Source organism: Arenibacter echinorum (assembly GCF_003259375.1).
Lineage (GTDB): Bacteria > Bacteroidota > Bacteroidia > Flavobacteriales > Flavobacteriaceae > Arenibacter > Arenibacter echinorum.
In genome coordinates this window covers 252,176-274,896 of the sequence record NZ_QLLN01000001.1, presented here as the reverse complement: position 1 = coordinate 274,896, position 22,721 = coordinate 252,176, and the positions used below count along the sequence as shown (strand labels likewise).

The window sequence follows — 22,721 nt, the reverse complement described above, 5'->3', positions numbered from 1 at the left end:
TAACGTACTTTAACGCCAAAGACTACAGTTATTCACCCAGTGTTAACAAAATACATTTTATAACAACTTAAATAATCGTATTTTTACCCCCTAACTTACTATGATAATGGGCAAAATAATTGCTATTGCTAATCAAAAAGGTGGTGTAGGAAAAACTACTACTTCGGTAAATTTAGCCGCCTCTTTGGGTGTATTGGAAAAAAAAGTATTACTAATAGACGCTGACCCCCAAGCTAATGCAACTTCCGGACTAGGTTTGGATGTAGATAGTATTGAATTGGGAACCTACCAACTATTGGAACATACCAAAACCGCCGAAGAAACCATCATTAAGACCTCCTCCCCAAATGTAGATCTTATCCCGGCACATATTGATCTTGTAGCCATCGAAATTGAATTGGTGGACAAAGACGATAGGGAATATATGATGAAAAAAGCCATTCGCCATCTTAAGGACAAATACGACTATATTCTTATAGATTGTGCGCCTTCCCTTGGTCTTTTAACATTGAACGCCCTTACAGCGGCCGATTCTGTGATGATTCCTATACAATGTGAATATTTTGCATTGGAAGGATTAGGCAAATTATTAAATACTATTAAGAGTGTTCAAAAAATACACAATCCCGATTTGGATATAGAAGGAATGGTACTTACCATGTACGATTCCAGATTAAGGCTTTCCAACCAAGTAGTGGAAGAGGTAAAAAAGCACTTTTCTGAAATGGTTTTCGATACCATCATTCAAAGAAATGTAAGGTTGAGCGAAGCCCCTAGTTATGGTGAAAGCATTATTAAATATGATGCCAGTAGTAAAGGAGCTGCCAATTATTTAAATTTGGCAAATGAAGTAGTTGTGAAAAACAAGGAGACAGTATAATGGCGAAAGCGATAAAAAAACAAGCGTTGGGCCGCGGATTATCGGCCCTATTAAAAGACCCGGAAAACGATATTCAGTCGGCTGGCGACAAGAATGCCGATAAGGTTGTGGGCAATATTGTGGAATTGGATATGGACTCTATAGATGTGAATCCATTTCAGCCCCGTTCCAATTTCAATGATGAAGCACTACAGGAATTGGCCTCTTCCATAAAGGAATTGGGGGTAATTCAGCCAATAACTGTAAGAAAGATTGATTTTAATAAATATCAATTAGTTTCAGGGGAACGAAGGTACAGGGCATCCAAATTAATAGGACTGGAGACCATACCAGCCTATATCCGTATTGCAAACGACCAGGAATCCCTGGAAATGGCCTTGGTTGAAAATATTCAACGACAGGATTTAGATCCCATTGAAATTGCACTATCCTACCAAAGGTTGATCGATGAAATTCAATTGACCCAGGAAAAAATGAGCGAACGGGTAGGTAAAAAACGCTCTACGATTACCAACTATTTGCGATTATTGCGATTGGATCCAATTATACAGACCGGTATACGTGATGGTTTTGTAAGTATGGGCCACGGTAGGGCATTGGTAAATGTGGAAAAAAAGCAAGACCAGATTGCCCTGTACGAAAAAATAGTAGGCGAAAATCTATCGGTAAGGGATACGGAAAAAGCAGTAAAGGATTATCAGGAAGGCAATAACCAGGTAGCCCCGGTTGCGGCCCTATCTGGAAAAGAGCCAAAGAAATCTGCCATAAACCCAGATTTCATTGACAAAAACCTTGGTGCGTTTTCAGATTATTTATCGGTAAAAGTAGACATTAAAGCCTCAGAAAAAGGTAAGGGAAAAATCACCATCCCCTTTCACTCCAAGGAAGAATTCAATCGGTTAAAAAAATTGATTACGGGTGAGTAAATATTTTGTATCACTGGCACTTTATTTTCTTGTTATCACCTTTGGACTAGCGCAAGAGGAAGAAAGCAATACCCAGGCATCAGATTCTATTACAGCCTCTCTTAAAAAAGAGGGGATTACCGTGGTCGACACCCTTAAAGTCAAAAAAAAGGCCATTAATCCTTTGGCCCCAAGCAAGGCCGCCTTTTATTCCGCTGTGTTTCCCGGACTTGGTCAAATATACAACAGACGTTATTGGAAAGCTCCCATAGTTTACGCCATTATTGGTGGTGGAATATATGGCTATATATATAACGACGACCTCTATGACCGTTTTAGAACCGCATTTAAGCGACGACAGGCTGGTTTTACCGATGATGAATTCTATGATCTTGGCACACCCAATGCCCCTGGGGCAGATCCTGACTTTTCAGATGCCGCTTTGGAAAGTGCACAGGAAAGATATCAGGAAGATCGGGATTTATGGCTTCTTGTCACCATTGCGATGTACGCCCTAAATATTGTCGATGCCAATGTTGATTCCCATTTAAAGCAATTTAACGTGGATGATGACCTTAGTATGGATTTAAAACCATATTTGGACATGGACGCTATTACCGCCAAACCAGTTTATGGTATGGCATTAACCATTAAGTTTTAATTTATGAATATTGCCTTGTTCGGATATGGTAAAATGGGTAAAATGATTGAAAAAATCGCCATAAAAAGAAACCATATTATTGTAGCTAAAATTGATTTGGACGCTACGGATATAAATTTTTCCGATATCGATGTTGCCATCGATTTTAGTATGCCCAACGCAGCTTTTGGAAACATTAAGAACTGTCTGGAACACAATGTTCCCATAATTTCCGGAACAACCGGTTGGCTACAGGATTACCAAAAAGCAGTTGAATTATGTAAAAAAAATAACGGAGCATTCATTTATGCCTCCAACTTTAGTTTGGGTGTCAATCTTTTTTTTGAGCTGAACTCCTATTTGGCAAAACTAATGGCTTCCCAGGATCAATATAGCGTTGCCATGGAGGAAATACACCATACCCAAAAATTGGATGCCCCCAGCGGAACAGCCATTACTTTGGCCGAAGGTGTTATTGACAATACCGACTACGCCAATTGGAAATTGGACAGCGCAGGGGACAGGGAAATTCCAATCACGGCCAAACGTATCGCCGATACTCCAGGGACCCATACCGTATCTTATGAAAGTGAAGTGGATAGCATTGAAATTAAGCATACCGCCCATAACAGGGAAGGATTTGCCCTAGGAGCAGTGATCGCTGCGGAGTGGATCGTTCGAAAAACAGGGGTTTTCACAATGAAGGACGTGTTAAACCTTAGTTAAAGAACGTAACAAAGTACAACTTAAAATGACTTAATGCTTGATAGGTTCTTTTAAATTATCAAGCATTAAATAACAATTACCAATATGAACGGCACACAGTGGATTATTTTTATTTTAATTATTCAGGTGATACATTTTTTAGGCACCTGGAAATTATATGTAAAAGCAGGAAGAAAAGCTTGGGAAGCGGCTATCCCTGTTTATAATGCCATTATTCTGATGCAGATTATCAATAGGCCTAAATGGTGGGTAATATTGCTTTTTATACCAATTATTAATTTATTGATGTTTCCTGTAGTCTGGGTCGAAACACTTAGAAGTTTTGGAAAAAATAGTTTACTGGATACCTGGTTGGCTATATTGACGCTTGGGCTGTATATCTATTATGTGAACTATTTTGAAGATGTAAAATATGTTGAAAACAGGGACATCCATCCCAAAACTGCCCTCGGAGAATGGGTTAGTTCCATTGTATTTGCCATTGTGGCCGCTACTTTGGTCCACACCTATTTAATTCAACCTTTTGTTATTCCTACCAGTTCCTTGGAAAAAACCCTACTGGTAGGTGATTTCCTCTTCGTAAGTAAATTTCATTATGGGGCAAGGATACCAATGACCACTGTAGCTGCACCCATGGTCCACGATACCCTGCCCATACTAAAATCCAGATCCTATGTTGCCGATGTAGACCCTGCTACCTACAAAACTTCTATTTGGAATAAATTACAATTACCATATTTAAGACTTCCCGGCTTTAAAAAGGTAAAACGAAACGATATTGTTGTATTTAGTTGGCCCGCGGATACCGTATACCAATTCTTTAAAAGACAGCAAGGAGTACGCAAACCCATCGACAAAAAATCCAACTATGTAAAACGTTGCGTTGGTGTACCGGGAGATTCATTGACCCTTAAAGATGGCTATGTTTATATCAACGGTGAAAAAACGGTTTTACCCTATAGGGCAAAACCAGAATTCCTTCATACCGTTACCGTAGACGGACAATTTTCCAATGCCGCTATAGAACTTTTGGGCAGGGAAAACCTATCGGGGAATGTAATACGTGTTCCCAACAGCGCTCTCCAACAGGAACGGGCTACAGAGGTAATACAGGCCATGAATCTGGAACAGATAAAATCGGATTCTTCCTACACCTATTACGCCGGCAATGTGGGCAACCAAAAGGTAAAGGACTACTTAAAGTCCGAAGACATGAAGAACATGGCACTCTTTAATTTAACAGAGCAAGAAGCCAAAAATTATACTGGAAAGGATGGAATTACCTCTATCACAAAATTTTCATATAAAAATCCTGATACTTCGGTATTCCCCCAAGATGCGGCACATACAGGTACTGTAGACAATATAGGGCCAATTTATATTCCAGAAAAAGGAAAAACGGTGCCGCTCAATATAGAGGTACTTCCTATTTATAAAAAAATAATTAACGAATACGAAGGAAACAATATTAAAATAAATGGAAATCAAATCATGATTAATGGTGAAATTGCCAATTCCTACACATTTAAACAGAATTACTATTGGATGATGGGCGATAACAGACATAGATCGGAAGACAGTAGATTCTGGGGTTATGTACCTGAAGACCATATAGTGGGGACCCCAATTTTTATATGGATGAGTATTGATGGTATCAACGATGGCATGAGTAATTGGAAGGTAAGATGGGACAGGGTCTTTACTACGGTAAACGGCGATGGTGAGCCTACCTCATACTTTAAGTATTTCCTGATCTTGTTGGCCGCTTGGTTCATATTTGATTTCTTTAGGAAAAAGAAGAAAGTGGACAGTAATTAATTAATGTAGCAATGATTTAATGTACCAATGGGACAATTATGGTTTCGAATACTGCCAATGGCCAACTAAACAATTATGCCATAAAATTACATATCTGCCGACATAGGCAGCGTTTTAACTTGTATTAGGTTAGGGATGTTTTGTCATTGCATTCAGGTCTCGATTCCGCTCGACCAGACAATCGATCGTTACTTCGAGCGGAGTCGAGAAGTCATTTCACGGTTAACTTGACACTAAATAATAAATCAATTTATAAATTGATACATTTTCGAATCGATATATTTTCAAATTAGACCATGAAACTGCTGCTACATCCTGGTTATTTTCCCAATATCGCCAACTTTGCCGCTATTGTTCAAAATGATATTTGTTGGGAAGCAATGGACAATTTTCAAAAACAAACTTTTCGCAACAGGTGTTATATAGGTACGGATCTCGGTATGCATATGCTCACTATACCTATAAAACACGTAGGGAACAAAAAAGGGAAGCAAAGGTACAGTGATGTACAAATAGACAATGATTATCCTTGGCAAAGACAGCATTGGCGAACCTTGGAAACAGCTTATAGGACCTCACCCTTCTTTGAGTTCTATGAAGATGATATTGCCCCCTTGTACCACAATACATTCCACTCCTTATTGGATTTTAACTTGAAGACAATCGAAACCATATGCGAATGTTTGCAAATTAAAATGCCTTTGGAAAGGACAAAAGTCTTTCAGGTTGATGTTACCGACAAAATTGATGGGAGGACTTTAATAAATTCCAAAACAAAGCTTCAATTTCAACAGCCGGAATATGTGCAGGTATTCGATGACAGAAATGACTTTATTCCTAATTTAAGTATTCTGGACCTTTTATTCAATGAAGGCACCAACGCTTTAACCTATTTGAAAAACCTGAACCTAAATCTATCCAATGCTTAGGTTTTGTTTGCATTATGGCATTCATTTTATACTTCCAATTATTATTGGTCTGGTTTTTTTTAAAAAACACCGTCTAAAAATAATCTTGATACTTTTGGCCGGAATTCTTTTGGATTTAGATCACCTATTGGCCGATCCAATTTTTGACCCAAACCGATGTAGTATCAACTTTCACCCCTTACACATGTATTGGGCCATTGCAGGTTATTTCCTCATGCTTTTTTTTACAAAAACCAGGATCTTTGGAATTGCCTTTTTAATACATATTTTGGCCGATACCGTAGACTGCTATTTAATGTAAAGTCGTTTCGGCCTACGAATTTACCATTAACATAAATACACTTACCTCCTATTTTATCCAATTATAGCTGGTGGCCTCATTTCCCCCGTAATTTACCTTAATAATAATAGAAGTTCCCTAATATAATAACCCAGTAAAAGTCATTTATAAGGTTAAGGAAGTAATTGCTATTTTGTATAGACTTTTAAAAAAGTTAAATCCAATCGACAAAAAAAATGAAAGATTGAAAATCTATAAATTCAGCCAACCCGTGAAGAAGTGATTTATATAAAAATCGGGGATAACGATTATTGAAAAATTAGGTATTCCAATTATCTGGGAGAAGAACTATTTGGAGTCAATTTTAATCGATGCCATGACCGGGAAATGGTCCGATAATTTTATGTCAAAATTCTTATGGGCCGCAATTTCAAAAGCTTCATCGGCCAAAATAAAATCAATTCTAACCGGATAATATCTAAAATTAAAGGTCCTGCCATAACCCGTTCCCTGCTCTGTAAAGGAATCTTTCATATCCCCCTTGATCACCTTATAGACATTGGAAAACTGGGTGTTGTTAAAGTCCCCACATACAATTTTCTTATAGGGAGTGGCTTCAATATTCTTCTCAACCAATTGCGCCTGCTCTCCCTGTTTCGCAAAGGATTTACTTAACCTTTTTAGCAACCTCCCCTTGGGCTCATTTGATAATCGCCTTACACTGGGTGAGATCCTATGCGACTCCAAATGAAGGTTATATACCCTTAAGGTGTCCTTTTTCACAACGATATCGGCAAATATGGCATTATTTGCACTATCAGGAAAATCCAAAGATCCGCTATTGATTATGAGGAATTTAGAATAAATAGCCTGGATGGATTTTCTTTCACTAGATTTATAGTCAGTAATATATTTAAAGGGATACATCTTTTTTAGCTTCCTATCCTTAACCCGATGAAACTCCTGAATACATAATATATCAGGGTCTTCCGAGGAAATAAATTCCATTATACGCCCCTCAGCCGATGGGTCATTAAGCAAATCGTACTTATTGAATCCCCTAACATTATAACTCATGATACTTAAATCACTTTCTTTGATCTCCTCCTCGGCCAATTTAAATCGGAAAAAGTTTCCCAAACAAATATATCCCAGCACCAATACAAAGGCAGATAACCATAATTGTTTCTTTCTTTTGGACAACCAGTAAGTCAAAAAAATTAAATTGAAAAGAACCAATACGGGGACCGTAAGGCTCAGAATAGAAAAATAAGCAAAATGCGTCACAGAAATTTGTGGCACAAAACAGGAAATAAACAACAGAATGGCAAAAATTGCATTTATGAAGAACAAGAATTTATCAATAAAATTAAGGTTCTTCACGATTTATTCTTTTCCTGCTTTAAATAAAAAATCCTTTTCAGCTTTGGAAAGACTTTCGTAACCAGACTTGCTAATCTTATCCAAAATAGCATCTATTTTACGTTGCCGACTTTCTTTGTCATAATGGTCCGTACTGGCACCTCCACGGTTCTCTTTGCGATAAACCGTTTTTAAGGGTGCTTTTCTCTCTTTACGCTTAAATAAATTGGCAATGCTATCCAAAAGCTTCGCAAAGCCGCTGCCAATATCGTTGCCGTTAATAAGCTGGCGTGCATAAAAATAACCCAATGCAGCACCGCCCAAATGAGCCAAACGACCTCCTACATTACCTCCAATTGAAATTTGAATAAGATCCAGCAGCACTACAAAGACCCCAATATGCCACAGCTTTACATTAAAAAAAATAACCCTCACCTCCTGATTGGGCAAATAGGAACACACAAATATTAGTACAGCGGTAACACCGGCAGAGGCACCGATCAAGGAGGTATTTATACCTAATAGCGCTGGGAATATATTATAACTCAACAAGAATATCATCCCACCAAGAATTACCCCTAAAAAATACACATTGAGAAACCTGCGGTTATCAAAGAGGTTCAAAAAAATTCTGCCTGCAAAATACAGCATCAACATGTTCCAGAAAATATGGCCCAAGCCGGAATGGAAAAAAGAATAGGTAACTATGGACCATGGCTGGGTAAGAAAATGAAAAAAGTCTTTTGGAAGTTCAAACCATCCAGTAATGCTATCCCCTGAAAAACCAAACAATATCTTTAGCAATCCACTTAGAATAAATACCGCTACATTAATGACTATAAGCCTTTCTGCAATATTTAACCTGTTGTAATAATATCTAATGTTCTGATTGCCCATTATCTGTCCCAGCGATTGTTGTTAAACTGATTTTTTTTCCAATACCACATCATAATGAACCCGAACAATGCACCCCCAACATGGGCAAAATGAGCTATTCCATTTCCAAAAATCGAATACCCAGTTACCCCTGAAAACAGATCAAGCCCAATTAATACAGGGATAAAATATTTGGCCTTTACGGGCACTGGAATAAACATTAAAAAAAGTTCGCTGTTGGGGTAAGACATGCCAAAGGCCACCAAAACACCGTATATGGCACCAGAGGCTCCTACCGCAGGGGTATTAAAAGCACCCAAAAAATTATCTATGGTACTCTTGGAGGCCACATCGTACCAACTAGGACTGTATTTGCCTCCAGTAATAATTTCCATTATCTGTTCCTTGGGAATGCCGGCACCTATCAATGCATCCATTCCTTGATTAAAATAATAGTAATTTACGCCTGTATGAATCAAGGCGGCCCCAATTCCAGCTGAGAAATAAAAGAAGAAAAATTTATTTCTTCCCCACATGCGCTCCAGTGGCGAACCAAAAGCCCATAAGGCGTACATATTGAACAATATATGCATAAATCCACCATGCATGAACATATGGGATATAACCTGCCAAAATTCAAAATTTTCATTTTTCGGAAACCAAAGGGAAAACCATTGGTACATTTGATCGCCGTATAATTGTGTCGCCACAAAAAACAGCACATTAACAATTATCAAATGCTTTACTGCGTCCGTAATCCTACCCATTTATATAAATTTTTTATCAATATCGTCCTCGGTAATGGTGACGTATATTGGCTTATTAAAAGGACTTACCCCATATTCCTTACAGGCAAACAAATCGTTTACCAGGGCCAACTGGGAATCGCTGTCCAATATCTCTCCTGTTTTTACCGATAAGGATTTGGCCAAGGTTTTTGCTAGTATATCGGTCTGCGAAAAGCCATCAACCACAAAATCCTGTTGATAGTCCGATATCAATTGATCTAGAATAATACCTACCTCACTCTCCGGGACGGACAAGGGTACCCCCGTGACCGTTACCTCTTCCCCGCTAATACTTTCAAAAACAAATCCTACCGTGGTTAAGCTATCCTGAATTTCCTCGATAATAGCGCAATCAGATGTGGAAAACGTCAAAGATAAGGGAAATAACAGTTGTTGGCTAACGGCCTCCTTGATGGTTATGTTTTTCAAAAACTTTTCGTAGAGTACCCTTTGATGCGCCCTACTCTGGTCTATGACCACCATACCAGATTTTATGGTTGTCACAATGTATTTTCTCCTTAATTGAAAAGTGGTCGTACCCGTGTCTATGGTCTCTTTTTTATTCTCAAAAATAGAACCTGTAATAGTATCGGATTCGAAACTTACACTACTAAATCCTGAATTCTTACCTATATTGGATTCCATTCCAACATATAAACTATCCCAACTTTTTGTATTCTGTTTATGAAAGCTCGGCCTCTGTGCCGTTCCGGCTCCTGGGCCTTCCTTGAAAGGATTAAAACTGGAATCAACGTTAATTCTCGGTAATTCCGCAGATTTATCCTTATAGTTATATGGAGTTTCCAAATTTTGATCCTGCTCAAAATCCAGGGACGGGATTACGTTGAATTGCCCCAAACTATGTTTCACGGTAGATCTTAAGATAGCATAAAGGGTATGCTCATCATCAAACTTAATTTCCGTTTTGGTAGGATGGATATTGATATCGATAGAACCAGGATCAACAGTTAAATACAAGAAATAACCAGGATGGTTTTCCTTTTTTATAAGTCCATCAAAAGCACCCAAAATAGCATGATGCAGGTATGGGCTTTTTATAAACCTATTGTTTACAAAAAAGAACTGCTCTCCCCTACTCTTTTTCGCAAATTCCGGCTTACTTATATATCCACTTATTTGAACTACCTGTGTATCCTCATTTACCGGAACCAACTTTTCATTGGTCTTGGCTCCAAAAACATTCACAATACGCTGTCTACTGTTGGAAGTGGGCAGGTTGAACAATTCACTACCGTTATTATAAAAGTGAAAATTGATAGTTGAATGGGCCAGGGCCACTCTGTGGAATTCATCCATAATATGACGCAGCTCCACATTGTTGGATTTAAGGAAATTGCGTCTGGCAGGAATATTAAAAAACAAATTCTTCACCATCATGGAAGTTCCCTTAGGAGCCACGGTTACTTCTTGTGAGATAATCTTACTACCCTCAATTTTTATATGCGTTGCCACCTCATCTTCATCCGTCCTTGTTTGCATTTCCACGTGGGCAATAGCGGCAATGGAGGCCAAGGCCTCTCCTCTGAAACCCTTGGTATTCAACTGAAAAAGATCTTCCGCTTTCTGAATCTTGGAGGTTGCGTGCCGCTCAAAACTTAGTCGGGCATCGGTAACGCTCATTCCTACACCATCATCAATTACCTGAATAAGTGTCTTTCCGCCGTCCTTCACCACTAATTTTATGGTAGAAGCCCCTGCATCAATAGCGTTTTCCATAAGCTCCTTCACTACCGAGGCTGGACGTTGAACTACTTCCCCTGCAGCAATCTGATTGGCAACATGGTCTGGCAAAAGCTTAATAATATCTGCCATTATCGAGTTGTAAAGATAGATAGATCAAAATCTATGATGTAAAGAAAGATAAGAATCAGGATGGCAATTATTATAAGGGTTCTAATATTTTGATTTCGGTTACCGGATCGTTTTAAATCGTCCACAGCCCTACCGAACTTACCTTTAAGCCCGCTACGACCGTCCATAGTAGGTCTAAATTTGTCCAGTTTATGTTCTATTTTGTACGGATTTCCCTCACCTTTATCATCGAAGTATCGAGGTGTATAATTGTACTTTTTGTTTTTACGTAATTTTGAAAACTTTCCCATAATCCTTATTGTTTCAAAGTTACTCAAAAACAAAAAATATGCCTTAAATCCCTTGCCAAAAAATGTTAACAATTAGAGGAAAGAAGCTTATTTTTCTCAAAACCAACAAGCTTAAAAAAGAAAAATTTTCAGAAACTAACCTAGGTTTGCCATCTTTATGGCTGCTATAGCCGCTTCGGCGCCCTTATTACCGTGTTTACCCCCACTACGGTCTATGGCCTGCTGCATATTGTTGTCCGTTAACACACAAAAAATAACAGGTACTTGCGTCCTTACGTTTAAATCCATTATCCCCTGAGCGGTAGCGCTACAAACAAAATCGAAATGCTTGGTCTCCCCCTGAATTACACTTCCAATGGCAATAACAGCGTCCACCTTCTTGGATTCTATCATTTTCTTGGCACCAAAAGTAAGCTCAAAACTCCCTGGAACGTTCCATCTAATAATATTTTCTGCATTGGCACCGCAATCCAAAAGTGCCTCCATGGCCCCATCGTAAAGTCCTTCGGTAATTGCTTCATTCCACTCTGAAACAACAATCCCAAACCGAAGATCCTTCGCGCTTGGGATTGTTGTTTTATCGTAAGCCGATAAATTTTTATTAGCCGTAGCCATACTAGTTGTTATTTGCCTTACCTATAAATGCATCTATAGTCCTAGCCTCTTCCGAACTTGGATATTCATCCTTTATTCTTTGAAAATATTTAAGGGCCTTATCATTTTCCTTTAACTCCAATGCAGTAACACCAGCTTTAAATAAGAATTTTGGTGTTGTAAAATCGTTGGCACTATGGGCAAAAGCTTGTTCGTAGTACCCCAAAGCATCACCAGGTTGGTTCAATTGCAAGAAAGCATCTCCCAATCCCCCTTTGGCCAAGGCTCCCAAGATAAAATCATCTGAGGAAAATCCTTCCAAATACTTAATGGCCTCATCGTACTTCTGCATATTCAAAAATGCCATGCCGGCAGAATATTTGGCCAAATTGGCGGCAGGAGTACCATTGTACTCTTCAATAATATCCAAAAATCCATACTTACCTTCTGCCCCGTTCAAGGCCAGGGTAAATAGGGAATCCTTTTCGGCAGTAGCCGACAATGCTTGATCAAAATATTGTTGTGGATATAACATTTCATTGGCAGCACTTGCTTCCTTTGGCTTCTCCACAAATTGAAAATAGGCCATATATCCCAAAACGGCCACGGCAATAACCCCAATTACGGCAAGAATATAATTTTGATTTCTGGAAACCCATTCCTCGGATCTGGAAGCTCCTTCATCCAAGGAACTAAATACTTCTGCAGTTGTACTTTCCTGCTCATCCAACAAATTCTCCTCCTCTTTATTTTTTGGTTTAAAACCTCTTTTCTTGTATGTTGCCATTTTTGAATTTTATTAATCGCGCAAAAATAAAGTTTTTATCCAAAACCGAACGGGTATTTATTCGTTATTTTTGGATATTTTACAGTTTCCGGGAGGATTAAAATTAAATATTTTACAAGCCAGAATGTTTCTAAAGAAATTATCACTAATTAATTATAAAAACTTTGCGTCCGAAAACTTCGAATTCGATGCTAAAATAAATTGTTTCGTAGGCGATAATGGAGTAGGTAAAACCAACGTTTTGGACGCCATTTACCACCTTTCCTTTGGAAAAAGTTACTTTAATCCAGTTGCCACCCAAAATATAAAACACGAGGAGGACTTTTTCGTGATCGATGGGGAATTTCAAAAAAATGACAGGGAAGAAAGGATTCTCTGCAGTCTAAAAAAGGGGATGAAGAAAATTATCAAACGCAATGGCAAGGCTTACGATAAATTCTCCGACCATATAGGCTTTCTGCCCTTGGTCATTATTTCGCCCGCAGACCGCGATCTAATCATTGAAGGCAGTGAAACCAGAAGAAAGTTTATGGATGGCGTAATTTCCCAGTCCGACAAGGAATACCTTCAAAATCTGATCAAGTACAACAAGACCCTAAGCCAGAGAAATTCCCTTCTAAAGTATTTTGCCGTTAACCAGACTTTTGACAAAACCACTTTGGCCATCTATAATGAACAGCTTCAGGAATACGGAAGTACAATTTTTTCGAAAAGGGCCAAATTCCTGGAAGAGTTCATACCTATATTCAAGGAACAGTATCTTGCTATTTCGGGTGGAAAAGAGCCCGTAAATTTAACATATGACAGTAAGTTATTGGACAACGATCTCTTAACTTTATTGGAGCGGAGTCTGGAAAAGGATAAAGCCCTTCAATACACAAGTGTTGGCACACATAAAGATGACCTAAACTTTGAGATAGACGGTCACCCTATAAAAAAATTTGGTAGCCAAGGGCAGCAGAAATCGTTCTTGATAGCCTTAAAACTGGCTCAATTTTACTTTATAAAAAAACAGGCCGGAACTACGCCCTTGTTACTTTTAGATGATATTTTTGACAAATTGGACGAAAACCGGGTGGCCCATATTATTAATTTGGTAGATGAAGAAAATTTTGGACAAATATTCCTTAGTGATACCCATGCCGATAGAACAGAGGAAGTTGTAAAAAAAATACATCAATCATATAAAATATTTAAATTATAGTATGAGATATGTTTATATTATAGCTACCTTAATTAGCCTTGCTGGCTGCCAAAATAAAGTGAACAAATCGGATTTACCCTATTTGAACGGCTACTGGGAAATAGAAAAAGTTTCTTTCCCGGATGGCACCGAAAAGGAATACACAGTTAATACCAGTATAGACTACATTGAAATAAATGACCTAAAGGGATATCGAAAAAAGGTACAACCAAAATTTAACGGAACCTACGATACTTCCAATGATGCGGAATTGTTTACTATTTATGAAAACGAAGGAGTTTTTACATTAAATTATAAAACAGATCTTAGCGAATGGCATGAAAAAATTGTTAATCTATCGGAGAATAGCTTTACAGTTCTAAGTGAGGAAAACATAAAATACCACTACAAAAGATTTGAACCCATTAATATTGAGTAAAAATGGCCAAAAGAAAAAATGACAACCTTCGCCTTGGTGAAGCCTTACAGGAATTTATTGTCGAAAACAAGCTACAAAAAGGAATGGACCGGGTTAACGCAAGGGAAGCCTGGATAAATCTAATGGGCAATGGCGTTAACAACTATACCACGGCCATTGAATTACGGAGCGACACCCTTTTTGTTTCGCTATCTTCATCCGTACTTAGAGAGGAGCTAAGCTTGGGCAAATCCAAGATCATAAAATTATTGAACGAGGAATTGGGAAAGGATCTAATCACAAAAATTGTTCTTAGATAAGATTCCGTTATAATTTAACTAAAAAAAACCACGCCCTTGGGCGTGGTTTTTAATTCTATAAACAAAATTTTCTTAGAAAATTTCCCTTCCAGCAAAATGAAATGAACCTTCAATGGCTGCATTTTCATCACTGTCAGAACCATGTACCGCATTTTCAGCTATTGAGGTAGCGAACAATTTTCGTATAGTCCCTTCTGCAGCATCTGCAGGGTTTGTTGCCCCGATCAAGGCGCGAAAATCTTCAACTGCATTATCCTTTTCCAGGATAGCGGATACAATTGGCCCTCTGGTCATAAAGTCAACCAATTCCCCAAAAAAAGGACGTTCCTTATGTATTGCATAAAACGCTTGTGCATCCCTTCTGCTCAATTGCGTATATTTCATTGCAACGATCTTGAATCCGGCCGAAGTTATTTTGTCCAAAATTCCACCGATGTGTCCATTCTCAACGGCATCGGGCTTAATCATGGTAAAAGTTCTATTTGTGCTCATTACTCTAAAATTTTGCGCAAAAATACGTTTTATTCTAAAACTCGCAATATTTGAGGTGCATCTTATGATCTTTAATACACTTTACCGACGATGCCAACCTTTTCACGGTGTACTTTAACCGTCAAAGCGAAACCGTATACCTTTTTTCCACTTAGTCCTTATATTTGTACCAATATGAACATAGGCCACTAAATTTAGGATCTAACCCACAAAATAATTGTAACGGATGAAAAAAGCATTCTTTAAACTTCTGGCAAAAATGAACAAGTTGGTATTACCTTCCTATTCCAAAAAACAGTTGGACCTTTCAAAAGCTACAAAAATGCAAATGGCCATTATAGGATGGCGCTACCTAGTAACTACTAATTCCTTGGACTAATACTGTATAAGGGCCTCAACCGGGTAACCGGATAACTTGTCCCTGCCCTTTAAAAACTTTAGTTCCAACAAAAAGTTGCACTGCACAACTTCTCCACCTAACTTTTCTATAAGTTTACATACGGCTTTGGCAGTCCCTCCAGTAGCCAGTACATCATCATGAATTAGCACCTTCTCCCCTTTTAATATGCCATCCACATGAATTTCCAGAACATCCCTACCATATTCCAGGGCATAGGGCTCACTAATTGTTTGATGCGGCAACTTTCCGCGCTTTCTCACCGGGACAAAGCCGGCATTGAGTCGGGTTGCCAGTAGAGGTGCAAAGAAAAATCCGCGACTCTCCATACCCACCACTTTGTCCACCTTTTTATTTTTGATCAATTCAAACAATGCTTCGGCTGCGCTCTCCAAGGCCTTAGCGTCCTTTAACAGGGGGGTAATATCCTTAAAAGAGATTCCTTCTTCGGGAAAATTCGGGATTTCCCGAACATATTTCTTTAAATCCATTTATTTTGGTTGCTGTAATTTTGTGGTAAATTTAAAAAGAAATATATTTGCAGCCCGTTAAACGGGAAAAATGAATTTTTACAACGGCCTCGTGGCGCAACTGAATAGCGCATCTGATTACGGCTCAGAAGGTTACTGGTTTGAATCCAGTCGAGGTCACCACAAGCAAGAAACCACGTCTTTTAGGCGTGGTTCTTTTTTTTGCGGAAAAAGCCAAACGTAGTTTGAGGTTTTGGAGTAAAACAAAGAACCAGCAGCGATAGCTGCGGGGTTTCTTATTTGCAAAACGGAGCTCAATGGAAAACCTAAGGTAATCCAGTCGAGGTCACCACAAGCAAGAAACCACGTCTTTTAGGCGTGGTTCTTTTTTTTGCGGAAAAAGCCAAACGTAGTTTGAGGTTTTGGAGTAAAACAAAGAACCAGCAGCGATAGCTGCGGGGTTTCTTATTTGCAAAACGGAGCTTTGCTGGTTCACAGGTATAATAGGTTATCTATTAAAGGCTTATAATTATTCCAGAATAGCATATTATTATACTATATTACCCCATATATGGCATAATATTATATTTTTAAATAATATTTGCAAAAAACATAACTTGAAGGTACTGCCATTTAAAATACCAAAACCAAAAAACGAAGCACTCATCTACCAGGAGGATCGCGATAGAATACTCTATGGCCAACTTCATCAACATCAAGAAATACAAATAAGCCTTATCGTAAAAGGATCCGGTTCCTTTGTTGTGGCAGACACTATAAATGAATATCAGGAAGGCGACATTTTGGCAATAGGTGAATATCTTCCCCATGTTTTTAAAAGTGATTCCCACAAAAGTGATGAATCCATCATGTGCTCCTTATTTTTTAAAAAGGACGCGTTTGGAAGGCATTTTTTCGAGTTAACGGATATGGCAGAAACCAAGGAATTCTTTAAGGGTTCGGAATACGGGTTGAAGGTGCTATCCAAAAAACAGAAAATCACAAAACAATTCAATAAGTTAAGCCATCAAAATAAGTTAGAAAGGGTAGCTACGCTTTTAAAAATACTTAATTTAATCAGTATAGCGGAAACAACTCCCCTATCTTCTTTTGTTTACAAAAAGAGGTTTACGGACGACGAGGGAAAACGCATGAACGATGTGTTCGAATATGCTATGGAAAAGTTTTACGAACCTATTACTTTGGAAGAGATTGCGGACAAGGCCCATATGAACAAGAATTCCTTTTGCCGCTATTTTAAAAAACGAACCAACAAAACATTTTTTCAATTTTTGATTGAAATACGAATTGAAAATGCCTGTAAACTTATCAATAGCAACCCCGACCTTTCAATTTCCATGATATCCGAACAATGCGGATTTAGAACCATAGCCAACTTCAACAGGAAGTTTAAAGAAATTAAAGGCGTTACTCCAACGGATTACCGCAGACAGCGATGACAATAATTTACCTTCGGTAAAAATAAAAAAACTATTTATAAGACCCAATGAGGCAAGATCTGGTATATGGTTATCCTCCTAAAATACCCATTTTGGTATCGTAGAACTTAGTACCAGTCCATATCTTCGGATCAATGCACAACAATAAATAGAATTCTCTATTTATCTTCTCCCACGAAGTCCTTTTTTAGTCGGATAGGACTGTCCGGCACCCTATTGATCAGCTGTTTTTTGCCGTCTTTTTTAATAAGGTCGAAGGCGTCATACAGGTTTCCAATGGGAGTGTATGCCTCATATTTAATGGTATCCTTGGCAACCGTAATTATTTGAAACAACTGGGTGTATTCCCCCCTTCGTACCATCCAATCCTGGTCCGCGGATTCGTACATTTTAGGTCCACTTACGGAAACCGCATAAACGGTACCGGCATGGTCCAAAAGTGTCAGACCCTTACCTTCGTTATCAGGATAGCCTCTTGCATATGTATGATCATGCCCTTGTAATACTAAATCTACCCCATATTTATCTATCAAAGGTTTAATACCTTCTCTCAGTTCCCAATTGTCTCGCCCTTCTTTGGTAGAATAAACTGGATAATGCGTGAAAATGGTTATCCATTTTTTAGTGTTTGATTGCAATACAGAATCTAGCCATTTTATCTGTGCCGAACGGGCTTCCAAACTTTCATCATAACCTTCGCTATCGATAGAAATCAATTTCATGTCTTGATAATCAATTACAAAACACGTTTCTTTTAATTCCTCAATTGGTCCATTTTCGGGCAAAGTGAATTGTGGTTTCCATAAAGAGGTCAATACACCATCCCTGTATTCATGATTACCCGGCGTCATAACACTTGGCACCGTGGCATGAATAAAGCTACCTGCATAAAACCATTCCCCCCATTCCAGATTGGCATCCCTGTCATTTATTAGATCGCCAGCGTGCAACATAAAATCAACTTCTGGAAATTTTCGGTAAGAATTTCGTATTACCCTGGACCATAGGGCTTTTACATTATTTTGGGCATCCCCAAAATAAATAAAGCTAAAAGGGTCTCCAGTGTCACTGGCCGTGGTATATTGAAACCATTCGCTCCAACCGTCGTTACCCTCCTTTCCATTACCTACCCTGTATACATAGGTGGTTTTTGGCTGTAAATTGTTCACTACTGCAGAATGATATACTGCCTTTACAAGAGGCTCCTTTCTGTTCTGATTTTGAAAAATTTCACTTTTAGCCTCCACTCTTCTTACGTCTTTTAATAAAAACTCCGGTCCATCGGTCGCCACGGCAATTTCAACAAATCCAGCTTCCACTTGCTGATCTGTTCTCCAATTCACAGCCATACTATGGGCTGGATCCGCCGTTAAATTGGCAATGACCCTATCCGGTACTCGGGATGGAAACATTAATTTATGGGCCGTTATGGAATCATGTTCCGGATAATGGCTATGCGAATGGGAATGGGAGTGATCAGTTTCAGAGGAGTGACTATGCGGTACTTTTTCCTGTTGTGACTTACAACCTAAAAGAATCACGAATAAAATAAATCCTAAATTTTGTTTAGCTCGTAGTAATCCCATTATTCTTAGTTCATTTTTTTTAGAAGTCCAATATAATATGATTCATTGAAATTACCTAGACTTCACAGAAGCAAACCATAAAGGTTAACTTCTTTTAATAATTTCATAATTTATGTGATAAGAAACACTTTTATATCATGAGAAATATGGCGGATAGCAAAAACAAAAAAAACGCCCATTCTTACGAAGGGCGTTCCTTGATATAAATTATAAAACTTATAGTGCAGCTACTTGCTTAGTCAGCTTGCTCTTTAAGTTTGCAGCTTTGTTGGAATGGATAATATTGCGCTTGGCCAATCTATCGATCATACTTACCACGCTTGGCAACAAAGTTTCTGCAGCTTTCTTATCCTCCTCGGTACGCAATCTTCTGATCGCGTTACGGGTTGTTTTATGCTGGTACCTATTACGTAATCTTACCGCTTCGTTCCTTCTAATCCTCTTTAATGCTGACTTATGATTTGCCATTTTCTATCTAATTAATTTTTTTTATTGGGTTATACCCCTAAACATACTGTGTAGTCCGTAGGGGAATCGAACCCCTGTTACCAGGATGAAAACCTGGCGTCCTAACCCCTAGACGAACGGACCATTTTTTGGTTTCAAGTACGGACAGAATTTTTAAGTTGCCATCAGTACCCCAAAATTTCAAAATAACCTTAGTAGTCCGTAGGGGAATCGAACCCCTGTTACCAGGATGAAAACCTGGCGTCCTAACCCCTAGACGAACGGACCATCAAATCGCATAATTGCGGATGCAAAAATACAATTATTTTTTACTATCGCAAGACCTAAATAAATTTTTTTAAAATCTTTTAATACGCCTTGGCAAAAAGCACTCTTTTAGAGGATGGTTTTCCCGTTACCATGCAGACTCCGGCTTCTTCTTTGGCATCAATAGGAATGCAGCGAATAGTAGCTTTTGTTTGCTCTTTCACCAATTCTTCGGTTTCTGCTGTCCCATCCCAATGTGCCGATAAAAATCCACCTTTACTTTCCAAAACCTCCTTAAATTCTTCATAAGAATTTACCTCGGTTATATGTGTTTTTCTATATTCCAAGGCTTTATTATGAATATTTGTCTGGATATCCTCCAACAAAAACTCAATTTTGGCCACTACCTCATCGCCCTTTACGGTTTCCTTTTCAAAAGTATCCCTTCGCGCAACTTCATAAGTACCATTATCCATATCCCTCTGCCCTATCGCCAAACGAACAGGCACCCCTTTCAACTCGTACTCATTAAACTTAAATCCCGGTTTCTGTGTATCGCGATTATCATATTTTACAGAGATTCCTTTGGAACGTAATTCCTTTACCATAGGCGCCACTCTTTCCGAAATAGCGTCCAATTGATCCTCACCTTTATATATAGGCACAATTACGACTTGTATAGGCGCCAATTTAGGCGGTAATACCAGACCGTTATCATCACTATGAGCCATAATCAAGGCCCCTATTAATCTTGTGGAAACTCCCCAAGAGGTTGCCCATACATACTCCTGCACCCCTTCCTTAGTAGCAAACTTCACGTCAAAAGCCTTTGCGAAATTTTGCCCCAAAAAATGTGATGTACCTGCCTGCAAAGCCTTACCATCCTGCATTAAAGCCTCTATACAGTAGGTCTCCAATGCACCGGCAAAACGTTCGCTTGCCGTTTTAGTTCCTTTTATAACAGGTACCCCCATATAATTCTCCGCAAATTCCGCATAAATGTTCATCATTTGTTCCGCTTCGGCAACAGCTTCCTTTTCTGTAGCATGCGCGGTATGCCCCTCCTGCCATAAAAATTCTGCAGTTCTCAAGAAAAGGCGGGTCCGCATTTCCCAACGCACTACATTGGCCCATTGGTTGATCAGCAGTGGTAAATCGCGATAAGACTGAATCCATCTTCTATAGGTATCCCATATAATTGTTTCAGATGTAGGTCTAACGATTAGCTCTTCCTCCAGTTTGGCTTCGGGGTCCACAATAATACCACTACCATCCTCGGCATTTTTTAGCCTGTAATGGGTCACAACGGCACATTCCTTTGCAAAACCTTCCACATGACTGGCCTCTTTGCTCAAGTAGGACTTAGGTATAAACAATGGAAAATAGGCATTCTCATGTCCAGTTTCCTTGAACATAATATCCAATTGGGCCTGCATCTTTTCCCAAATGGCGTAACCATAAGGTTTAATGACCATACAACCCCTAACTCCCGAATTTTCAGCCAAATCCGCTTTCACTACAAGTTCATTATACCATTTGGAATAATCCTCTGCTCTTTTCGTTAAATTTTTACCCATACCAGTAAGTTTGGCACAAAACTTGCGACCTTATTATTAAATGAAATAGTTCGGCAAAACTAACTATTTTTACAATGTTCAACAATTAAATTTACAGCGATGATACATTCTCTACCCCACCGAAGAATACATATAGCAGCAACTGTTGTACTCCTTAGCATAGTATTGGCATCTTGCGGGTCTTACCAGCAAGCGTCCTATTACGATAATGACGGCATCTATTCCAATAGGACCGAACAAGTTAGGGTAACCGAACAACGGCCAAGAACCCAACAGCCCACCCAAAAACCAAATGCCTATGGCGATTATTTTGGGCAAAAGGCGGATGAATATGGAGAAATTCTGGATAGTGAGGTATTCACCGATGTTGACGGTTACTATAGCGATATGGAATCCGACAGCCTTAACTACAGCCAGGATCTCAGCTATGATGCCACCAACAATGACTATAATGGATACGGATCTTGGGGGGATAATGCCACCAATGTTAACATCAACATTTATGATGACTGGGGTTGGGGCGGATCTCCATTTGCATGGGGATATGGTGGTTTTTATGGTGGCTTCTACGGAGGTTATTACGGATACAACCCTTGGAGATGGAACCGTTTCGGATATGGAAATGGCTGGAACAACTGGGGTTGGGGAGGCTATGGCTATAACAATTGGGGCTGGGGAGGCTACGGATGGGGCGGTTATTACAGTCCTTACTTCTATTCTCCTTATCGAAACTACCCTTATTACTATTCCCGCAGTAGGTTCGGCAATAATTACTACAATAGAAATTACGCTTATAGCGCTAGTAGGAGGGGCGTTTACAACTCTAATTCCAACCTTAGGAGCACTGCTCTGAACGGAAGATCAAATATTGGCACCGCAAACCGAACAAGCACCAGCCGATATAGAAGTACCACCGGACGTAGTAATGTCAATAGAAGTGGAACTACATCGCGAAGTAATGTTGGGGTTGATGCATTGGAAAGAAACAGATCTTACCGCACCAGCAGAAGCACAAGGGCGGTACCCAATTACAACAGCAGTTCCAGAAGTAATCAGACATACAGAAGCAATTCATCTAGTGGAACCTATAAAGGCACCGCTCCTAGAACCTCTACCTATAGAAGTTCCGGTAGTACTCCTACAAGGTCTTCAAGTGGAACCTACAGAAGCTCTGCTCCAACAAGATCTTCAAGTGGAACCTATAGAAGTAACTCCAGTAGCACCCCATCAAGATCATCGGGTAGCACTTATAGAAGTTCCAGCAGCTCCAACAGTTCCAGTGGAAGTGTAAGAAGCTCTAGCAGTTCTTCTTCAAGATCATCGTCATCCACTAGTAGGAGCAGCGGAAGGCGCAACTAAAAAACATGGCCCCTTATTTCAATAAAAACTTTCAAAA

Annotated in this window: 25 protein-coding genes and 3 tRNA genes; 14 read left to right on the top strand and 14 right to left on the bottom strand. The window is 39.1% G+C overall.

The window, feature by feature from the left end; genetic code table 11:
- The first annotated feature begins 106 nt into the window (after positions 1-106).
- From LV92_RS01180 to LV92_RS01150, 7 genes are all read left to right on the top strand, one after another.
- Positions 107-880: a ParA family protein gene (locus LV92_RS01180; protein WP_111621852.1), complete on the top strand. Its 774-nt coding sequence runs from the start codon at positions 107-109 to the stop codon at positions 878-880.
- Positions 880-1,806: a ParB/RepB/Spo0J family partition protein gene (locus LV92_RS01175; protein ID WP_111621851.1), complete on the top strand. Its 927-nt coding sequence runs from the start codon at positions 880-882 to the stop codon at positions 1,804-1,806. Before LV92_RS01180 ends, LV92_RS01175 begins: the two co-directional genes overlap by 1 nt.
- Positions 1,799-2,446, top strand: coding sequence for a DUF5683 domain-containing protein (locus tag LV92_RS01170; protein ID WP_111621850.1), 648 nt, complete (start codon positions 1,799-1,801; stop codon positions 2,444-2,446). The genes LV92_RS01175 and LV92_RS01170 overlap by 8 nt, the downstream gene beginning before the upstream one ends.
- Positions 2,447-2,449: 3 nt before the next feature.
- Positions 2,450-3,151 (top strand): 4-hydroxy-tetrahydrodipicolinate reductase, encoded by a 702-nt coding sequence (gene dapB / locus LV92_RS01165; RefSeq protein ID WP_111621849.1) that lies wholly within the window; start codon positions 2,450-2,452, stop codon positions 3,149-3,151.
- An 84-nt stretch (positions 3,152-3,235) separates the two neighbouring features.
- On the top strand, positions 3,236-4,969 hold the full coding sequence (gene lepB, locus LV92_RS01160) for a signal peptidase I (RefSeq protein ID WP_111621848.1): 1,734 nt from the start codon (positions 3,236-3,238) through the stop codon (positions 4,967-4,969).
- A 296-nt stretch (positions 4,970-5,265) separates the two neighbouring features.
- A complete protein-coding gene (locus tag LV92_RS01155; RefSeq protein WP_111621847.1) occupies positions 5,266-5,898 on the top strand; it encodes a WbqC family protein in 633 nt (210 codons plus the stop codon).
- Entirely contained in the window at positions 5,891-6,199 is a 309-nt protein-coding gene (locus LV92_RS01150) for a DUF6122 family protein (RefSeq protein WP_111621846.1), read from the top strand. The genes LV92_RS01155 and LV92_RS01150 overlap by 8 nt, the downstream gene beginning before the upstream one ends.
- 327 nt (positions 6,200-6,526) lie before the next feature.
- On the opposite strand, the gene LV92_RS01145 is transcribed toward LV92_RS01150, so the two are convergent.
- The 7 genes from LV92_RS01145 to LV92_RS01115 form a co-directional block, all read right to left on the bottom strand.
- Entirely contained in the window at positions 6,527-7,561 is a 1,035-nt protein-coding gene (locus LV92_RS01145; RefSeq protein WP_111621845.1) for an endonuclease/exonuclease/phosphatase family protein, read from the bottom strand.
- A gap of 3 nt (positions 7,562-7,564) precedes the next feature.
- Entirely contained in the window at positions 7,565-8,437 is an 873-nt protein-coding gene (locus LV92_RS01140; RefSeq protein WP_111621844.1) for a rhomboid family intramembrane serine protease, read from the bottom strand.
- The gene (locus LV92_RS01135) at positions 8,437-9,183 is read right to left on the bottom strand and encodes a rhomboid family intramembrane serine protease (RefSeq protein ID WP_111621843.1); all 747 of its coding nucleotides are present in this window, start codon (positions 9,181-9,183) and stop codon (positions 8,437-8,439) included. Before LV92_RS01135 ends, LV92_RS01140 begins: the two co-directional genes overlap by 1 nt.
- A complete protein-coding gene (gene mutL, locus LV92_RS01130) occupies positions 9,184-11,037 on the bottom strand; it encodes a DNA mismatch repair endonuclease MutL (RefSeq protein WP_111621842.1) in 1,854 nt (617 codons plus the stop codon).
- A complete protein-coding gene (locus tag LV92_RS01125; RefSeq protein WP_111621841.1) occupies positions 11,037-11,327 on the bottom strand; it encodes a riboflavin synthase subunit beta in 291 nt (96 codons plus the stop codon). Before LV92_RS01125 ends, mutL begins: the two co-directional genes overlap by 1 nt.
- A gap of 135 nt (positions 11,328-11,462) precedes the next feature.
- The gene (gene ribH / locus LV92_RS01120) at positions 11,463-11,942 is read right to left on the bottom strand and encodes a 6,7-dimethyl-8-ribityllumazine synthase (RefSeq protein WP_111621840.1); all 480 of its coding nucleotides are present in this window, start codon (positions 11,940-11,942) and stop codon (positions 11,463-11,465) included.
- 1 nt (position 11,943) lies between these two features.
- Positions 11,944-12,708, bottom strand: a complete 765-nt coding sequence (locus LV92_RS01115; RefSeq protein ID WP_111621839.1) for a tetratricopeptide repeat protein — start codon at positions 12,706-12,708, stop codon at positions 11,944-11,946.
- Between the two features lie 124 nt (positions 12,709-12,832).
- Between LV92_RS01115 and recF the strand changes: the two genes are divergently transcribed.
- From recF to LV92_RS01100, 3 genes are read left to right on the top strand one after another with little or no spacing between them, the layout of a single operon-like run.
- A complete protein-coding gene (gene recF / locus LV92_RS01110) occupies positions 12,833-13,912 on the top strand; it encodes a DNA replication/repair protein RecF (protein WP_111622312.1) in 1,080 nt (359 codons plus the stop codon).
- Position 13,913: 1 nt separating this feature from the next.
- Positions 13,914-14,330, top strand: coding sequence for a lipocalin family protein (locus LV92_RS01105; protein WP_111621838.1), 417 nt, complete (start codon positions 13,914-13,916; stop codon positions 14,328-14,330).
- Between the two features lie 2 nt (positions 14,331-14,332).
- Positions 14,333-14,629: a DUF721 domain-containing protein gene (locus LV92_RS01100; RefSeq protein ID WP_111621837.1), complete on the top strand. Its 297-nt coding sequence runs from the start codon at positions 14,333-14,335 to the stop codon at positions 14,627-14,629.
- A 72-nt stretch (positions 14,630-14,701) separates the two neighbouring features.
- Here the strand turns inward: LV92_RS01100 and LV92_RS01095 are convergent, their stop codons facing one another.
- A complete protein-coding gene (locus LV92_RS01095; protein ID WP_111621836.1) occupies positions 14,702-15,121 on the bottom strand; it encodes a nucleoside-diphosphate kinase in 420 nt (139 codons plus the stop codon).
- A gap of 226 nt (positions 15,122-15,347) precedes the next feature.
- Here LV92_RS01095 and LV92_RS01090 point away from each other — a divergent pair, with 226 nt between their 5' ends.
- Entirely contained in the window at positions 15,348-15,500 is a 153-nt protein-coding gene (locus LV92_RS01090) for an SsrA-binding protein (protein WP_111621835.1), read from the top strand.
- Here LV92_RS01090 and LV92_RS01085 read toward each other — a convergent pair.
- A complete protein-coding gene (locus LV92_RS01085) occupies positions 15,497-16,009 on the bottom strand; it encodes an adenine phosphoribosyltransferase (protein WP_111621834.1) in 513 nt (170 codons plus the stop codon). The genes LV92_RS01090 and LV92_RS01085 overlap by 4 nt on opposite strands.
- Before the next feature lie 85 nt (positions 16,010-16,094).
- Here LV92_RS01085 and LV92_RS01080 point away from each other — a divergent pair.
- Positions 16,095-16,171 (top strand) — tRNA-Arg (locus tag LV92_RS01080).
- A 434-nt stretch (positions 16,172-16,605) separates the two neighbouring features.
- Positions 16,606-17,448 (top strand): AraC family transcriptional regulator, encoded by an 843-nt coding sequence (locus LV92_RS01075; protein ID WP_111621833.1) that lies wholly within the window; start codon positions 16,606-16,608, stop codon positions 17,446-17,448.
- A 158-nt stretch (positions 17,449-17,606) separates the two neighbouring features.
- Here the strand turns inward: LV92_RS01075 and LV92_RS01070 are convergent, their stop codons facing one another.
- The 5 genes from LV92_RS01070 to proS form a co-directional block, all read right to left on the bottom strand.
- Positions 17,607-19,034 carry a purple acid phosphatase family protein gene (locus tag LV92_RS01070; RefSeq protein WP_111621832.1) on the bottom strand — a complete coding sequence of 476 codons (1,428 nt, stop codon included), beginning with the start codon at positions 19,032-19,034 and terminating at the stop codon, positions 17,607-17,609.
- 216 nt (positions 19,035-19,250) lie between these two features.
- A complete protein-coding gene (gene rpsT, locus LV92_RS01065) occupies positions 19,251-19,502 on the bottom strand; it encodes a 30S ribosomal protein S20 (RefSeq protein WP_031442787.1) in 252 nt (83 codons plus the stop codon).
- A gap of 51 nt (positions 19,503-19,553) precedes the next feature.
- Positions 19,554-19,625: transfer RNA gene (locus LV92_RS01060), tRNA-Glu, on the bottom strand.
- Between the two features lie 72 nt (positions 19,626-19,697).
- Positions 19,698-19,769 (bottom strand) — tRNA-Glu (locus tag LV92_RS01055).
- 80 nt (positions 19,770-19,849) lie between these two features.
- Positions 19,850-21,325: a proline--tRNA ligase gene (gene proS / locus LV92_RS01050; RefSeq protein WP_111621831.1), complete on the bottom strand. Its 1,476-nt coding sequence runs from the start codon at positions 21,323-21,325 to the stop codon at positions 19,850-19,852.
- A gap of 99 nt (positions 21,326-21,424) precedes the next feature.
- Here proS and LV92_RS21700 point away from each other — a divergent pair, with 99 nt between their 5' ends.
- Positions 21,425-22,684 (top strand): hypothetical protein, encoded by a 1,260-nt coding sequence (locus LV92_RS21700; protein WP_146613493.1) that lies wholly within the window; start codon positions 21,425-21,427, stop codon positions 22,682-22,684.
- The last annotated feature ends 37 nt before the right edge of the window (positions 22,685-22,721 follow it).

What these genes read in the sequence shown, in the direction of transcription:
- LV92_RS01180 (WP_111621852.1), top strand. Translation starts at nt 107, where the DNA reads ATGGGCAAAATAATTGCTATTGCTAATCAAAAAGGTGGTGTAGGAAAA.
- LV92_RS01175 (WP_111621851.1), top strand. Translation starts at nt 880, where the DNA reads ATGGCGAAAGCGATAAAAAAACAAGCGTTGGGCCGCGGATTATCGGCC.
- dapB (WP_111621849.1), top strand. Translation starts at nt 2,450, where the DNA reads ATGAATATTGCCTTGTTCGGATATGGTAAAATGGGTAAAATGATTGAA.
- lepB (WP_111621848.1), top strand. Translation starts at nt 3,236, where the DNA reads ATGAACGGCACACAGTGGATTATTTTTATTTTAATTATTCAGGTGATA.
- LV92_RS01155 (WP_111621847.1), top strand. Translation starts at nt 5,266, where the DNA reads ATGAAACTGCTGCTACATCCTGGTTATTTTCCCAATATCGCCAACTTT.
- LV92_RS01150 (WP_111621846.1), top strand. Translation starts at nt 5,891, where the DNA reads ATGCTTAGGTTTTGTTTGCATTATGGCATTCATTTTATACTTCCAATT.
- LV92_RS01140 (WP_111621844.1), bottom strand. Translation starts at nt 8,437, where the DNA reads ATGGGCAATCAGAACATTAGATATTATTACAACAGGTTAAATATTGCA.
- LV92_RS01135 (WP_111621843.1), bottom strand. Translation starts at nt 9,183, where the DNA reads ATGGGTAGGATTACGGACGCAGTAAAGCATTTGATAATTGTTAATGTG.
- mutL (WP_111621842.1), bottom strand. Translation starts at nt 11,037, where the DNA reads ATGGCAGATATTATTAAGCTTTTGCCAGACCATGTTGCCAATCAGATT.
- LV92_RS01125 (WP_111621841.1), bottom strand. Translation starts at nt 11,327, where the DNA reads ATGGGAAAGTTTTCAAAATTACGTAAAAACAAAAAGTACAATTATACA.
- ribH (WP_111621840.1), bottom strand. Translation starts at nt 11,942, where the DNA reads ATGGCTACGGCTAATAAAAATTTATCGGCTTACGATAAAACAACAATC.
- LV92_RS01115 (WP_111621839.1), bottom strand. Translation starts at nt 12,708, where the DNA reads ATGGCAACATACAAGAAAAGAGGTTTTAAACCAAAAAATAAAGAGGAG.
- recF (WP_111622312.1), top strand. Translation starts at nt 12,833, where the DNA reads ATGTTTCTAAAGAAATTATCACTAATTAATTATAAAAACTTTGCGTCC.
- LV92_RS01105 (WP_111621838.1), top strand. Translation starts at nt 13,914, where the DNA reads ATGAGATATGTTTATATTATAGCTACCTTAATTAGCCTTGCTGGCTGC.
- LV92_RS01100 (WP_111621837.1), top strand. Translation starts at nt 14,333, where the DNA reads ATGGCCAAAAGAAAAAATGACAACCTTCGCCTTGGTGAAGCCTTACAG.
- LV92_RS01095 (WP_111621836.1), bottom strand. Translation starts at nt 15,121, where the DNA reads ATGAGCACAAATAGAACTTTTACCATGATTAAGCCCGATGCCGTTGAG.
- LV92_RS01090 (WP_111621835.1), top strand. Translation starts at nt 15,348, where the DNA reads ATGAAAAAAGCATTCTTTAAACTTCTGGCAAAAATGAACAAGTTGGTA.
- LV92_RS01085 (WP_111621834.1), bottom strand. Translation starts at nt 16,009, where the DNA reads ATGGATTTAAAGAAATATGTTCGGGAAATCCCGAATTTTCCCGAAGAA.
- LV92_RS01070 (WP_111621832.1), bottom strand. Translation starts at nt 19,034, where the DNA reads ATGGGATTACTACGAGCTAAACAAAATTTAGGATTTATTTTATTCGTG.
- rpsT (WP_031442787.1), bottom strand. Translation starts at nt 19,502, where the DNA reads ATGGCAAATCATAAGTCAGCATTAAAGAGGATTAGAAGGAACGAAGCG.
- proS (WP_111621831.1), bottom strand. Translation starts at nt 21,325, where the DNA reads ATGGGTAAAAATTTAACGAAAAGAGCAGAGGATTATTCCAAATGGTAT.
- LV92_RS21700 (WP_146613493.1), top strand. Translation starts at nt 21,425, where the DNA reads ATGATACATTCTCTACCCCACCGAAGAATACATATAGCAGCAACTGTT.